This window comes from Moraxella sp. FZFQ2102 (assembly GCF_024137865.1).
Taxonomy (GTDB): Bacteria; Pseudomonadota; Gammaproteobacteria; order Pseudomonadales; family Moraxellaceae; genus Moraxella.
This window is the reverse complement of sequence record NZ_CP099960.1, coordinates 1,300,835-1,315,408: the sequence shown is the minus strand read 5'-3', so window position 1 is coordinate 1,315,408 and position 14,574 is coordinate 1,300,835. Positions and strand designations below refer to the sequence as shown.

Here is a 14,574-nt window from a genome sequence, read left to right as displayed (position 1 = left end):
TTTAAAAAGTGAGTTACCCAGTCGGTAAAACAAGTGCCAATCATACCAAAATTTTGCACATTTCGCCATCAAAAAGCCCGACTTTTCGAGCCTTGATGTATAATTATTGTTAAGATTGTCATCAAATATTAACGATGTTGCACATACAGCACGCTTTGATGCTACAATTTGCGTGTTTGTTGCTGAAGACAAGTTGCACACGCTAACCATTCAGCAGCTCAATCCATTTTTTAAACACGGAGTAAATGGTATGGATTTCTCAAAAATCGCCATTTTTAACCAAACCCTACAAGGCCCGCTCGGCTCGATCGTCGGCGCTTTGATTATTCTGATTATCGGATGGATCATCGCAAGTCTGGTGCGTCGTGCGCTTGCGACCGTACTGTCAAAAACCAGCCTTGACACGCGTCTAAGCCAAGGCGCTGGCATTCAGCCAATCAGCGGTGTGATTGCTGATTTGGTCTATTGGTTCATTCTTTTGATCGTTTTGACCATGACCGTTGGCCGCTTAGGCTTGAACGGTTTGTTCACCCCATTGACCAACATGATTGATAAGACTTTTGCCTTTATGCCAAACGCGCTATTGGCTGCATTCGTGATGTTCATCGGCTTTATCGTCGCCAAGATCGTCCGCAGCATGGTAACAACTGTCGTTTCTCGCTTGAATCTACAAGCTTTGTTCAATAAAGCAGGCGTCAGTGACCAAAACAACTTGCCAAGCATCGCAGGCTCGATCGTCTTTTTATTGACCATCATTCCATTTTCGATCGCGGCATTGGACGCACTAAAAGTCGAGTCAATCTCTCGTCCTGCGACCAATATGCTTAATAAGATCATGGAAGCGTTGCCGAATGTCTTCACGGCATTGGCGATTTTGGTCATCACTTATTTGGTGGTGCGCTTGGTTGCCAACATCATCAAGGGCTTGATCGCAGATACACAGCTGGATACTTTGCCTGAGAAAGTCGGCCTACAAAGCGTGCTAGGCAGCAAAAAACTGTCTGATGTCATCGCTTGCGGTATCCTATTTTTCGCCATGCTGTTCGCTGTCGTGGCAGCGGCTGATCTGCTTGGCTTTGTGCCGATCAGTGATATCATCACCATGTTCATCGCCTTTGGTGCGCAAATCATCTTGGGCGCGGTGATTTTGACCATCGGTTTTTGGTTGGCGAACCTGATCGCAGGTGCGGTTGAGCGTTCTGAACAAGGTTCAAAATTCCTAGCCAATATCGTGCGCGTGCTGATCATGGGCTTGGTGCTTGCGATGGGTCTAAAAGCCATGGGTATCGCTGACAGCATCGTAAACCTTGCCTTTGGTCTAACACTTGGTGCAGTTGCAGTGGCATTCGCTCTGTCATTCGGTCTAGGTGGTCAAGAAGCAGCAGCACGCTATCTGCGTCGCCTACAAGACAAGCTTGAAAAGAATGATGAATAAGCCTTTTTAAGCTATAAGCCAAAACCCCTTAAGTGTGATGCTTAAGGGGTTTTTGCATGGGTGACGATTATCAATTAGCCCACAGTCATCGCAAACATAGCTATCATCTTAAAAACGGAAAGATTGGTGGTCAAAAAGCAGTATTAACGGAAGAATTGGTGGCATAAGTGGAAAACGGTCGGATATTTTCCACTTAAAAGCAGGAAAATCACTCAGTTTTGGTATAAAATTAAAAGAAACCGCCAAATTTAAGTACAATAAGTGGAAATTTATAGTCAAATTTCCGTTAATACCCCCAATCTTTCCACATATTAATAGTAATAAAAAACCGCCACACTTTCGTATGGCGGCTAATCAGATTACACCAATATCAAATACGCGTACGACCACGAGCAATCGCCGCCTTGACTTGATTTGGCGCTGTGCCGCCGATATGATCACGGGCGTTTAGCGAGCCTTCTAGCGTCAAGCACTCAAAGACATCATCATGAATTAAGTCGCTAAAGCTTTGTAGCTCGGCAAGGCTAAGATCACTTAAATCCACGCCTTTTGCCACACCCAGTGCCACCGCTTTACCGACCACTTCATGCGCATCACGGAATGGCAAGCCTTTTTTGACCAGATAATCCGCCAAATCGGTCGCTGTGGCATAGCCTTTCATGGTGGCTGCACGCATATTGTCGCTATTTGGCACCAGATTTGGCAGCATATCAGCAAAGGCAAGCAGTGAGCCTGTCAAGGTATCCACGCAGTCAAACAGTGGCTCTTTGTCTTCTTGGTTGTCTTTGTTGTACGCCAGCGGCTGATTTTTCATGAGTGAGAGTAAAGTAGTCAGCTGACCAAACACCCGAGCCGCCTTACCACGCACAAGCTCAGGCACATCAGGGTTTTTCTTTTGCGGCATAATGCTTGAGCCTGTGCAGAAGCGGTCAGGCACCGCCACAAAGCCAAATTGCGCACTCATCCATAGGATAATCTCTTCGCTCATGCGAGATAAATGCATCATAAGAATACTGGCATTGGCAGTAAATTCAATGGCAAAATCACGGTCAGAGACAGCGTCTAGCGAATTTTGGCAAATGCCTTCAAAGCCCAAGAGCTCAGCAGTAATCGTACGGTCAATCGGATAAGTCGTGCCTGCCAGTGCCGCACTGCCAAGTGGCATTTGGTTGATACGACGACGCGTGTCGGCAAAGCGTTCACTATCACGGGTCAGCATCTCAAACCACGCCATCACATGATGACCAAAGCTGACAGGCTGTGCAGTCTGCAAGTGGGTGAAACCGGGCATGATGGTGGTCGTGTGTTTCTCCGCCAAATCCAGCAGTCCTGACTGCAAGCGTTTTAGTAGTGCCAAGATATTATCAGTCTCATCGCGTAGCCACAGACGAATGTCGGTCGCGACTTGGTCGTTACGGCTGCGGCCTGTGTGTAGTTTTTTGCCGACATCACCGACGATGGCAGTCAGACGGCTCTCGACATTCATATGCACATCTTCAAGCGCTACCGACCACGCAAAACTGCCGCTGTCAATCTCAGCTTGGACTTGTTTGAGTCCATCGACGATGATTTGGCTTTCGTCCATAGTGATGATGCCACAGCGACCAAGCATGGTGGCGTGAGCGATAGAGCCTTGGATGTCTTGTTTTGCCATGCGTTTGTCAAAATTCACCGATGCGGTAAATTCGGCGACAAAACTGTCGGTCGCTTCACTAAAACGACCGCCCCACATACTTGAAGTTTGTTCACTCATGATAAATCCTTGGATTGACTTAAATATTAGCCAAAGTATAACACATCTTCGCCATCGCATTCATCAATTATCCGTGTGTGGCATGGCTTTTATATCCCAAAGGTTTTATAATAGCGTTATTGATTATTTTTTTGGAATTTTGGATAAGCCCATGACCACTCGCACACTCACCATCGCCACTCGCCAAAGCCCATTGGCACTATGGCAAGCCAATTTTATCAAAGATGCTCTTGAGCGTCTGTATCCACAGATGAGTGTCACCCTGCTTGAGATGGTGACTCGTGGTGATAAAATTTTAGACACACCACTTGCCAAGATTGGCGGCAAGGGTCTATTTGTCAAAGAGCTTGAGCAGGCTTTGTACGATGGGCGTGCCGATATTGCCGTGCACTCGCTCAAAGATGTGCCGATGGTACTGCCCGAAGGCTTGACGCTTGGGGCGTATTGCAAGCGTCATGCACCGACCGATGCTTTTGTGTCAAACGCCTATGCAAGCCTAGATGAGCTGCCAAGTGGTGCAGTGCTTGGCACATCTAGCCTACGCCGTGAATGTCAGCTTCGTCAAGCTCGCCCTGACCTTATCATCAAAAGCCTGCGTGGCAATGTCGGCACACGCCTAGCCAAGCTCGATGCCGGTGAGTATGATGCGATTATCCTAGCCACGAGCGGACTTCAGCGACTAGGACTCGATGCTCGTATTCGCCATGAGCTCGATGAATCGCTGTCATTGCCTGCAGTGGGTCAAGGGGCGCTTGCCATCGAATGTCGAGCGAGTGATGATGAGATGTTATCGCTACTCGCACCGCTCAATGACACCGCCACTGCCCTGTGCGTGATGGCAGAGCGGGCGATGAATCGTACGCTAGAAGGCGGCTGCCAAGTGCCGATTGCAGGCTTTGCCACCATTGATGGTAAAGCACTGCGCCTGCGTGGTCGTGTCGGCTCTGTCGATGGCAAGGTGCTACTAAAAGCCGAAAACACCATCACCCTAGGCGATGATGAGACTGCCAATATCACAGCAGTTGAAGCGCTTGGCGAACAAATCGCCCGTGAGCTACTCGCCCAAGGTGCGGATGCGATTTTACAAGAAGTCTATCAATCCGCTGATAACGCCTAATATGCCAACGACCTTGCCCGTGCTCATCAACACCCGCCCTGCCCATCGGGGTGATGCCATCCGTCAGATGGTGGGCGTGATGGTGGTGGATTTGCCATTGCTTGAGATTCGCTCACTGCCCATCGCTGATGATGCACGGGCAATGATGGCGCAGTTTTGTCAAGGGGGATATGATGCACTGGTCATCACCAGTGTCGAGTCAGCACGGCGAGCCTTGGACTATCTGCATACACATCAGGTGGATATACCCATCCATCTACCAAACACACCCATCATCGCCGTCGGCACTGCCACCGCCCAAGTGATGCAGGCGCATGGCTTTGATGTCATCTTGCCACAGACCGCCAACAACGAAGGGATGCTAAGCCTACCGCAAATCGCAAGTCTGACAGCGCATGACCGAGTGCTGATTTGGCGCGGAGTTGGCGGACGGCGACTGTTGCACGACACGCTAGTGGCAAAGGGCGTGCACATCGATGCCATCGAATGGTATGAGCGGACGACACCGCCTGATTTGTCTGATAACTTTAGCGCCATCTTGCCGACATTGCCCACTGTGCCTAGCCATACCCATGTCATCATCAGTAGTGAGATGGCATATCAGGCTTGGGCGAGCCTACCACATCACGGCACAGCGTATCATTATTTGGCACTAGGCGAGCGACTCGCCCGTATCATCCGTACGCATGAGCCAACCGCCACCATCAGCATGATTGATGATTTATCCGTGCAGGCGATTGGGCGTGCTATTGGCGCCCACCCCAACGACTAACAAATTTGAGCAATTATGCCATTTTCACCGCCATAAAATGGCGAATCACCGCATTGATATGGTCAATGGTGGCATCATCTTGATGCGATAGCCACTGCTGCACATCATTTGCCAAAAGCTGTCTTTGGGCTGAAGATTGTTTGGCTTGTCTGCGTGCCAATGCAGGCACTTCATGAACAGGTTTGGCATTTGCAAAATCCAGTTCAGCCATTTTTTTATCTAGTTTTGCATCTACTTTCATATTGCTTCCTTTGTCGTGGTTCAGCCAATCTTGATGATATGATACGCACATCATCATCTCTTATTGTCCAATTCACAATCAGCACTCGATTCTTTGCGCTCATGCCAATGGTAAAATAACGCATCTCGCCATCATGCTCACCGTCATCATCAATGGTCAACGCATAGGGATCATCAAGCACGGTATCAGCTTCATAAAAATCGATGTCATTGTGCTTTTCTTGGTTTGTGCGATTTTTGTTGGGATCAAACTGCAAATCTGAATGTTTACTCATCTTTTGACACCTTGCATATGTATTGCTAGTATAGCACCAATCAAAAGACACACAAAGCATTTCTCATCTTGATTAACTACCCGACATCATCATAATTTTGCCAAAAATTTCATCTTTTATCGCCCCATCCCCTTGAAAAATCCTGCCTTTACCATTATCAAGGTAGGGATTTGATTTTATGTTTAATTTATTGGGGTAATTATGACCGAGCAAACCAACAACGACATCTTGGATGATAGCGTAGAAACCACCGAGCAAGCGACCGAGCTTGACGAAGTTGCGACACTCAAAGCCACCATCAGCGAGCTTGAAGCACAAGTCAAAGACGCCAAAGAAGTCGCCGCGCGTGCCAATGCCGAATCCTACAACGCCCAGCGTCGCATGGAACAAGAAACGGACAAGGCAAAAAAATACGCCCTACAAAAATTCGCCAAAGAACTACTCGATGTCGTCGATAACCTTGAGCGCGCCATCGAAGCCAGCGAAAAAGCAGGCGCTGATGACAGCACCCTTGAAGGGCTAAAATTGACCCACAAATCACTGCTTACCGTCCTTGAAAAAAATGGCGTGGTCGCAGTCGGTCAAGTTGGTGATGCTTTCAATCCTGATATTCACGAAGCTGTTGGCATTTTCCCTGATGCCGAAAAAGACACTATCGGTCAAGTGCTCCAAAAAGGCTATACGCTCAACGAACGCACTCTACGCCCTGCAATGGTGCTTGTTGGCGGCTAATGCATTGACTTGGGATTTATTGAATGATTTCAATGGCTTAAAAGTCAAAAATTTTTGAAAAAAATTCAATTTTCTCCCTTGAAAAGTACAAAATCACACAAATATAGCAGTTAAGCTTGGCAAGATTGTAATAACAAAATTTCAACCTTGCCTAATCAGTAAAAATTTTCACATTAAAATATCTAAAATCGGAGTAAATTATGTCTAAAGTAATCGGTATTGACCTAGGTACTACCAACTCATGTGTAGCTGTCCTAGAAGGTGACAAAGTCAAAGTCATCGAAAACGCAGAAGGTGCACGCACCACCCCATCAATCGTCGCTTTTAAAGATGGCGAAACTTTGGTGGGTCAATCGGCCAAGCGCCAAGCGGTCACCAACCCAAAAAACACCCTATTTGCCATCAAGCGTCTGATTGGTCGTCGCTTTGAAGACAAAGAAGTCCAAAAAGACATCTCACTTGTGCCATTCAAAATCGTCAAAGCTGACAATGGCGATGCGTGGGTAGATGTCGATGGCAAAAAACAAGCGCCACCACAAATCAGCGCCGAAGTACTACGCAAGATGAAAAAGACCGCCGAAGATTATCTTGGTGAGCCTGTGACCGAAGCAGTTGTGACTGTTCCTGCGTACTTCAACGATGCACAGCGTCAAGCAACCAAAGATGCTGGTAAAATCGCAGGTCTAGATGTTAAGCGTATCATCAACGAACCAACCGCCGCTGCCCTAGCCTATGGCATGGACAAAAAAGGCGGCGATAAGACCATCGCTGTCTATGACCTAGGTGGTGGTACATTTGACGTGTCAATCATCGAGATTGCTGATGTCGATGGCGAACAACAATTTGAAGTACTAGCAACCAACGGTGATACCCACCTTGGCGGTGAAGACTTTGACTTGGCATTGATTGATTATTTGGTTGAAGAGTTCAAAAAAGAACAAAATGTCAACCTAAAAGGCGACCCGCTAGCGATGCAACGCCTAAAAGAAGCTGCCGAAAAAGCCAAAATCGAGCTATCAAGCAGCCAATCAACCGAAGTGAACTTGCCATACATCACCGCTGATGCCACAGGTCCTAAGCACTTGGTTATCACCATCAGCCGTGCTAAGCTTGAGAGCCTAACCGAAGAGATGGTAGCTCGTACGATTTTGCCTTGCAAAACTGCACTAGAAGATGCTGGCCTATCAACCAGCGACATCGATGATGTCATCCTAGTCGGCGGTCAAACTCGTATGCCACTTGTCCAACAAAAAGTACAAGAATTCTTTGGCAAAGAGCCACGCAAAGATGTGAACCCTGATGAAGCGGTCGCAATGGGTGCAGCGGTTCAAGGTGCGGTACTATCAGGCGACAAAAAAGATGTCCTGCTACTAGATGTTACCCCGCTAACCCTAGGTATCGAAACGATGGGCGGCGTGATGACTGCCATCATCGAGAAGAACACCATGATTCCAACCAAAAAATCACAAGTGTTCTCAACAGCAGCCGACAACCAACCTGCGGTATCAATCCAAGTGTATCAAGGTGAGCGTAAAATCGCCAACCAAAACAAACTGCTTGGCAACTTTGATTTGACCGACATCCCACCTGCACCACGCGGCGTACCACAAATCGAAGTCACCTTTGACATCAACGCTGACGGCATCATGAACATCAGCGCCAAAGACAAAGGCACTGGCAAATCACAGTCAATCCAGATCAAAGCCGACTCAGGTCTGTCGGATGCCGAGATCGAAGAGATGATCCGTGCCGCTGAAGCGAATGCTGCTGAAGATGAGAAATTTGCTGCTCTTGCCAATGCTCGTAACGAAGCAGACGGCCGCATCCACGGTGTCCAAAAAGCGATGAAAGACGCTGCGGACAAAGTGACCGATGACGAAAAAGCCGCTGTTGAAGCAGCCATCAGCGCACTAGAAGCTGCGACAAAAGAAGATGATGTCGATGACATCAAAGCTAAGCTTGAAGCGCTTGACAATGCCTTCTTGCCAATCGGTCAAAAAATCTACGCCGATGCTGGTGCACAAGGCGCAGACGCACAGCCACAGCAAGACGCTAAGCCTGCTGATGATGGCGTGGTCGATGCCGAATACACCGAAGTCAAAGACAAATAATCGATTTTGTCAAAACAATGGCTCATCCCTGCGATGGGCCATTTTTTTATAAAACTTATACAAAAACAAGCATTTATTTGCAAAAAATCAGCAAACAGCAGCGGCAAACGATGGTATAATACGCCAATTGACATTTTGTATCAGTATGCATAAGGCGGACTGTATGAGCGATTTACTTTATCAATTCATCCCTGTATTTGCGGTCACTTTCGGCGTATTTGTCCTATTTTTCCTATTCATGGGTGTTGGTTATATGGTAAAAAAACAACCACTCAAAGGCTCATGCGGTGGCGTGGCAAAAATGATGGGCGACGAATATTGCCAATTTTGTGGCAATGACCCAAATAAATGCGAAAGCCAAGCTAAGCTTGATAAAGACATCCAAAATAAAGCACAAAGCCTGTCAAAACCTGCTTAAGCTTTGGGTTTATTATGATAAAACAGTCATTTTAAAAATGGCTGTTTTTTGTTTTGGGAAAATGACGGGTTATTGCCGATACCATCTTTACAAACCCCACCCGCCATAACCATTAATACCGCGTTCTACCCTTGAGTTTGCCGCCGATAAGCCCTACAATACCACAACATTATAACAATCCAATCATACCGATGAACACACAGACGCACGCAGCGAATAAGACGATTTTATTATTACTGATCATAGGCTTGGTTTTTGCCGCGGTGAATATGCGCTCGCCTTTGGTGATGCTTGGCTCGGTCGTGCCACTGCTTGGGCAGGATTTGGGATTGTCCGCCACACAGATCGGCTATCTTGGTGCGCTACCGATGCCGTTATTTGCACTAGGCGCGCTGTTCTCACCGATGCTTGCGCGCCGCTTTGGGCTTAACCAAATGATGCTTGCGATGACTGCGCTGCTCACACTCGGTGTGGCGGTGCGCGTCTGGTTCGGTGTCGGATTTTTGTTCTTAGGCACGCTGATTTTATCCTTCGCCATCGGTATACTCAATGCCTTGACCGCACCATTTATCAAGCACTGCGCACCCAATCACATCACCCTTGCCACTGGAGTTTTTAGCTTAAGTATGTCGGTACTTGCAGGCTTTGCTGCGTGGGTGGTTGTACCGATGGCAGATGTGGCAGGTTGGCAGCTATCGATGAGTGTGTGGGCGGCATTTGGTGCGTTGGCAGCGCTGATTTGGTTTGGCATTTATCGGGTCAATCATCACGCGCAAGCATACGCAGCCGCGCAGCACCCTGCGACATTTAACGCATGGCGCACGCTAGCAGCTTGGCAGATCGCGGTGCTGATGGGCTTGCAGTCGTTTTTATTTTATACGGTGGCGAGTTTTTTGCCATCGATTGCGATGAGCTTTGGGTATGAATTGTCAGCATCGACACAATTTGCCCTGCTGTTTCAGCTGATGGCGCCTGTGGCGATTCTGCTGATGACTTATCTGATCAAGCGCGGTCTTTCTACGGCGATCGTCGGTCTGATCGGTAGCGTATGCAATTTTCTTGGGGTGGTAGGTTTATTATACGCGCCTGACTGGATGGTGGTTTGGTCAGCGGTGATGGGCTTTGGCTGCGCGGTGATTTTCACCCTATGCCTGATGCTATTTTCGCTACGCACCACCAGTACTGAGCATGCGCGCGATTTATCAGGTATGGTGCAGGCGGTTGGCTATTTCATCGCGATGTGCGGACCACTGATGATGGGTAAATTATTTGAGCATTTTGGTGATTGGTACTGGGCATTGATTGCCATGAGCGCATTGATGCTGATTAATATTCCGATGGGTATCTGGGCAGGTAGCAGTGAGAAAGTAGATCAATCACACCAATAATACCGCCAGCACCGCAGGCAGACTTAGCATCGCAAGCGCCGTCTGCATACTGATAATCTGCGCCATCAAAGGATGATTACCGCCCAAAACCTTAGTCAGAACATACGCCGTCGGCGCAGTCGGTAAAGCAAAAAATAGCGTCACCACCTGCTGATCCAGCCCAACCAGCCCCATCACCGTACAGAGCACAAAGGCGATCGCAGGCATGGCAAATAATCTGATCGCACTATTAAGCCACACTGCCGCTGCGTGCGCGGTCATGACATCACTGCCTAGATCATTGATCCGCCCAAACTTCAGCCCCGCACCAATGCACAACAAGCCCAGTGGCAAACTTGCCGCGCCAAACATGGATAACAAATCCACCGCCATCGTCGGCACAGGCAGCGATGTAGCATTGTATGCCATCGCAGCTAGGCACGAGATAATCAGTGGATTTTTTAATAAATTTAACAAAACACCGCTGATGGATAGCCCTTGATGTGCGGTCAAAGACAGCACCGAGATCACATTAATGATCGGAATAAAAATGGCAATGATCAATGAAAACAGCGTCATGCCATCATCACCGAACAATGATGCAACCAATGCCAAGCCAACATAAGTATTAAAGCGGATGGTGCTTTGGGTATAGACACCGATGTTGTGATGTGAGACTTTTAGGATAATTTTGGCAAGCAATAAACCTGCCACCGCGATCGCCATCACCACAGCGACCACCGCCACCACAAGCCCAAATTCCCCCAATGCCACATCCGCCCGCGCAATGGACAAAAACAGCAATGATGGAAATAGGACATAGTAGTTTAACTTATCAATCCCTTGCCAAACTGTATCCGCAACAAAGCCATAACGGCGCAGCAACTTGCCTGCGATGATGCATAAGCTAAGGGGAATAAGGCTATTTAATATTAAACTGATCACCCGTGGTCAGTCCTTGATTTTATTTCGACAGCTATCGCAATCGCGCTAATAAACGCTGCTTATTATCCTGCCATTCATCCTTGAGCATACTGTACATCACAGTATCACGCACCGTGCCATCACGGCGCAATAAATGGTGGCGTATGACACCATCTTTTTTCATGCCCAAGCGTTCGATGGCTTTTTGACTGGTAAAATTCAAACAGTCTGTACGCAAGCCCACAACATCACAACCCAAAGTTTCAAAAGCATGTGTCAAAAGCATAATTTTACACGCTGTATTCACATGGGTGCGCTGAGCCGATTTGGCATACCAAGTCCAACCAATTTCAACACGGCGAATGTCTTCCATAATGTCATGATAACTGGTCGTGCCAAGCACTTTATTTGTCGCATCATCAATGACAGCAAAAGCAAAACGCACAGGATTGACCAAAGCCTGCTGGATATAAGGAACAATTGTTTCAGGCGTCGGCGCACTAGTGACAATAATCTCCCACAACTTACCATCTTCTACAGCTGCTATCAGACCATCGGCGTGTGAATAGCACAATGGCTCTAGGCGTACGCCGTGCAGTTTGAGCGTGACAGGCTTGACTAAAGTTTGCATAATTACTCCAAAGACAACAAAACCACACCAATAGTGATGTGGTTTTGTGTATCATACTGATATCAACCCGCTTGGTCAAGTAGCATACTGCGGATATGACCGATTGCTTTGGTTGGGTTTAGACCTTTTGGACATACCGATACGCAGTTCATGATGCCACGGCAGCGGAATAGGCTGAATGGGTCATCCAGACGAGCCAAGCGCGCTTGGGTGTCACTGTCACGGCTGTCGATAATGAAACGATAGCCATTTAGCAGCGCTGATGGACCTAGGAACTTGTCTGGGTTCCACCAGAATGATGGGCATGAAGTTGAGCAGCACGCACATAGGATACACTCATACAGACCATTTAGCTTCTCGCGATCTTCTGGTGATTGTAGGCGCTCTTTTGGTGGCGCTGGTTGATTGTTGATCAAATATGGATGAACTTTTTCGTACTGTGCGTAGAATTGGTTCATGTCCACGACCAAATCTTTGATCACAGGCAGGCCCGGTAGCGGGCGGATGGTGATCTTGTTTGGCAGAGTGTTCATGTTGATCAAGCAAGCAAGACCGTTTTTGCCATTGATGTTCATACCATCAGAACCACAGATACCTTCACGGCATGAGCGGCGGAAAGTCAGGGTCTCGTCTTCACGCTTTAGGCGCAATAGCACATCCAGTAGCATACGGTCTGAGTCCAATAGCTCAACGGTGTATGTCTGCATGTATGGGGCTTTGTCTTTGTCTGGATCGTAGCGGTAGATCTCTACGATGCGGGTGCCTCGACTCATTGTATTTCTCCAGTAATTTTGTGTCTGGCTGGCATATCACCAGCCATCCTTTATCTTGTCAATGGGTTGATTAGAAAGTACGCACGCGTGGTTCGCAATAATCTACAGTCAGTGGCTTTTTGCGTACTGGCTTGTACACGACTTTATTGCCTTCTGAGTACCATAGTGTATGCTTCATCCACTCACGGTCATTACGGCCAAGTGGTGCTGGCTCGTAGTCCGCTGGGTGTTCATAATCAACAACCATGTGTGCACCACGGCACTCATGACGAAGAGACGCTGAGATCATGGTTGCTTTTGCCACTTCGTATAGATTCGCCACTTCTAGAGCTTCGATACGAGCGGTATTGAAGACTTGAGATTTGTCCGCTAGGTGGATTTGGTTGATCTTCGACTCTAGTGCCAAGATACGCTCCACGCCTTTGTCCATCAGCTCTTGAGTACGGAATACACCTGCATGGTCTTGCATGATTTGGCGGATTTCGTCGCCCACTTCTTGTGCATTAAAGCCATCGGTAGATTCTTGTAGCTTGTTCAAGCGACCTAGCGTAAAGTCTAGTACTTGTGGGCTTAGTGGCTTGTACTTGTGCTCAGTTTGATGGAATTCATCGATGATGTGCTGACCTGCAGCGCGACCGAATACCACTAGGTCAAGCAGTGAGTTCGTACCTAGGCGGTTCGCACCGTGTACAGATACGCACGCACATTCGCCGATTGCATATAGACCTTTGACGACTTTACCTTCGGTGTATAGACCTTGCTCATCCACTGGGCCTTCTAGGTTTGGTACAGTGACTTGACCGTGGATATTGGTTGGGATACCGCCCATCATGTAGTGAATGGTTGGGACAACTGGTACTGGCTCTTTGGTGATGTCCACATTACCGAAGTTACGGCTGATTTCGAATACTGAAGGCAGACGCTTCATGATTGAGTCATGGCCTAGGTGAGTCATATCCATCACGATGTAGTCGCCATTTGGACCACAGCCGCGACCTTCTTTGATTTCTTGGTCCATTGAGCGAGAAACGAAGTCACGCGGTGCAAGGTCTTTTAGCGTCGGTGCATAGCGTTCCATGAATGCTTCGCCATGCTTGTTACGCAAGATCGCACCTTCACCACGGCAGCCTTCGGTCAATAGTACGCCCGCGCCTGCAACACCCGTTGGGTGGAATTGCCAAAATTCCATGTCTTGTAGTGGAATGCCAGCACGCACCGCCATACCTAGACCGTCACCTGTGTTGATATAAGCATTGGTCGATGCCTTGAAGATACGACCTGCACCACCTGTAGCTAGTACGGTAGTGTGTGCTTGGAATACAGAGACATTGCCTGTTTCTTGTTCTAGTGCGATGACGCCGTTGATGTTGCCTTCTTCGTCTTTGATCAGATCAAGTGCGATCCATTCAACGAAAAATTGCGTGCCTTTTTCAAGGTTCTTTTGGTACAGCGTATGTAGTAGCGCATGGCCTGTACGGTCAGCTGCTGCACACGCGCGTGGCACTGCTTTTTCGCCATAGTTCGAGCTGTGACCACCGAATGGACGCTGATAGATCGTACCATCGGCGTTACGGTCAAATGGCATACCCATATGCTCAAGCTCATACACCACTTTTGGTGCTTCGCGGCACATATATTCGATGGCGTCTTGGTCGCCCAGCCAGTCAGAACCTTTTACGGTGTCATAAAAATGGAAATGCCAGTTGTCATTGCTCATATTGCCCAATGATGCACCGATACCACCTTGGGCAGCGACAGTGTGCGAACGAGTTGGGAATACTTTGGTGATGACTGCGACTTTCATACCGCCATTGACCAGCTGCAGAGAAGCACGCATACCAGAACCACCGCCGCCAACGATGACCGCGTCAAAGTTTAGCGTAGGGATGTTATTGATTACAGTATCTTGTGTTGCCATGTTAGTTCCTAAATATTGTTTTATTTGGTGTTAATGGGTTGGCTTAGCGCCTGATTTTGATAATATACTTAAAATGCGTGACAATAAAACATCATCACAGACCATCAA

14 protein-coding genes are annotated in these 14,574 nt (G+C 47.9%); 7 read left to right on the top strand and 7 right to left on the bottom strand.

Annotation, left to right across the window (positions count from 1 at the left end):
• Window positions 1-250 precede the first annotated feature (250 nt).
• Entirely contained in the window at window positions 251-1,435 is a 1,185-nt protein-coding gene (locus NGM44_RS06185) for a mechanosensitive ion channel (RefSeq protein ID WP_253222870.1), read from the top strand.
• 370 nt (window positions 1,436-1,805) lie between these two features.
• Here NGM44_RS06185 and argH read toward each other — a convergent pair whose 3' ends face one another.
• Window positions 1,806-3,188, bottom strand: a complete 1,383-nt coding sequence (gene argH, locus NGM44_RS06180; protein ID WP_253222869.1) for an argininosuccinate lyase — start codon at window positions 3,186-3,188, stop codon at window positions 1,806-1,808.
• Between the two features lie 151 nt (window positions 3,189-3,339).
• Here argH and hemC point away from each other — a divergent pair, with 151 nt between their 5' ends.
• Together hemC and NGM44_RS06170 are read left to right on the top strand one after the other, a co-directional pair.
• Window positions 3,340-4,305 (top strand): hydroxymethylbilane synthase, encoded by a 966-nt coding sequence (gene hemC, locus NGM44_RS06175; RefSeq protein WP_253222868.1) that lies wholly within the window; start codon window positions 3,340-3,342, stop codon window positions 4,303-4,305.
• The gene (locus NGM44_RS06170; RefSeq protein ID WP_253222867.1) at window positions 4,262-5,077 is read left to right on the top strand and encodes a uroporphyrinogen-III synthase; all 816 of its coding nucleotides are present in this window, start codon (window positions 4,262-4,264) and stop codon (window positions 5,075-5,077) included. Before hemC ends, NGM44_RS06170 begins: the two co-directional genes overlap by 44 nt.
• Window positions 5,078-5,090: 13 nt before the next feature.
• On the opposite strand, the gene NGM44_RS06165 is transcribed toward NGM44_RS06170, so the two are convergent.
• Window positions 5,091-5,318 carry a hypothetical protein gene (locus tag NGM44_RS06165; RefSeq protein ID WP_253222866.1) on the bottom strand — a complete coding sequence of 76 codons (228 nt, stop codon included), beginning with the start codon at window positions 5,316-5,318 and terminating at the stop codon, window positions 5,091-5,093.
• Complete coding sequence (locus NGM44_RS06160; protein WP_253222865.1) at window positions 5,293-5,592, bottom strand: BrnT family toxin; 300 nt, start codon at window positions 5,590-5,592, stop codon at window positions 5,293-5,295. Before NGM44_RS06160 ends, NGM44_RS06165 begins: the two co-directional genes overlap by 26 nt.
• Before the next feature lie 201 nt (window positions 5,593-5,793).
• Between NGM44_RS06160 and grpE the strand changes: the two genes are divergently transcribed.
• From grpE to NGM44_RS06140, 4 genes are all read left to right on the top strand, one after another.
• Window positions 5,794-6,324 carry a nucleotide exchange factor GrpE gene (gene grpE, locus NGM44_RS06155; protein WP_253222864.1) on the top strand — a complete coding sequence of 177 codons (531 nt, stop codon included), beginning with the start codon at window positions 5,794-5,796 and terminating at the stop codon, window positions 6,322-6,324.
• A gap of 200 nt (window positions 6,325-6,524) precedes the next feature.
• On the top strand, window positions 6,525-8,435 hold the full coding sequence (gene dnaK, locus NGM44_RS06150; RefSeq protein ID WP_253222863.1) for a molecular chaperone DnaK: 1,911 nt from the start codon (window positions 6,525-6,527) through the stop codon (window positions 8,433-8,435).
• A gap of 163 nt (window positions 8,436-8,598) precedes the next feature.
• Entirely contained in the window at window positions 8,599-8,853 is a 255-nt protein-coding gene (gene nqrM / locus NGM44_RS06145) for a (Na+)-NQR maturation NqrM (protein WP_253222862.1), read from the top strand.
• Window positions 8,854-9,044: 191 nt separating this feature from the next.
• The gene (locus tag NGM44_RS06140) at window positions 9,045-10,241 is read left to right on the top strand and encodes an MFS transporter (protein ID WP_253222861.1); all 1,197 of its coding nucleotides are present in this window, start codon (window positions 9,045-9,047) and stop codon (window positions 10,239-10,241) included.
• Here the strand turns inward: NGM44_RS06140 and NGM44_RS06135 are convergent.
• The 4 genes from NGM44_RS06135 to sdhA all read right to left on the bottom strand — a co-directional run bounded on the left by NGM44_RS06135 (window position 10,230) and on the right by sdhA (window position 14,466).
• Window positions 10,230-11,105: an AEC family transporter gene (locus tag NGM44_RS06135; protein WP_253222860.1), complete on the bottom strand. Its 876-nt coding sequence runs from the start codon at window positions 11,103-11,105 to the stop codon at window positions 10,230-10,232. The genes NGM44_RS06140 and NGM44_RS06135 overlap by 12 nt on opposite strands.
• Window positions 11,106-11,196: 91 nt before the next feature.
• On the bottom strand, window positions 11,197-11,775 hold the full coding sequence (locus NGM44_RS06130; protein WP_253222859.1) for a GNAT family N-acetyltransferase: 579 nt from the start codon (window positions 11,773-11,775) through the stop codon (window positions 11,197-11,199).
• A 62-nt stretch (window positions 11,776-11,837) separates the two neighbouring features.
• Complete coding sequence (locus NGM44_RS06125; RefSeq protein WP_253222858.1) at window positions 11,838-12,548, bottom strand: succinate dehydrogenase iron-sulfur subunit; 711 nt, start codon at window positions 12,546-12,548, stop codon at window positions 11,838-11,840.
• 70 nt (window positions 12,549-12,618) lie between these two features.
• Entirely contained in the window at window positions 12,619-14,466 is a 1,848-nt protein-coding gene (sdhA, locus tag NGM44_RS06120; RefSeq protein ID WP_253222857.1) for a succinate dehydrogenase flavoprotein subunit, read from the bottom strand.
• Window positions 14,467-14,574: the final 108 nt, after the last annotated feature.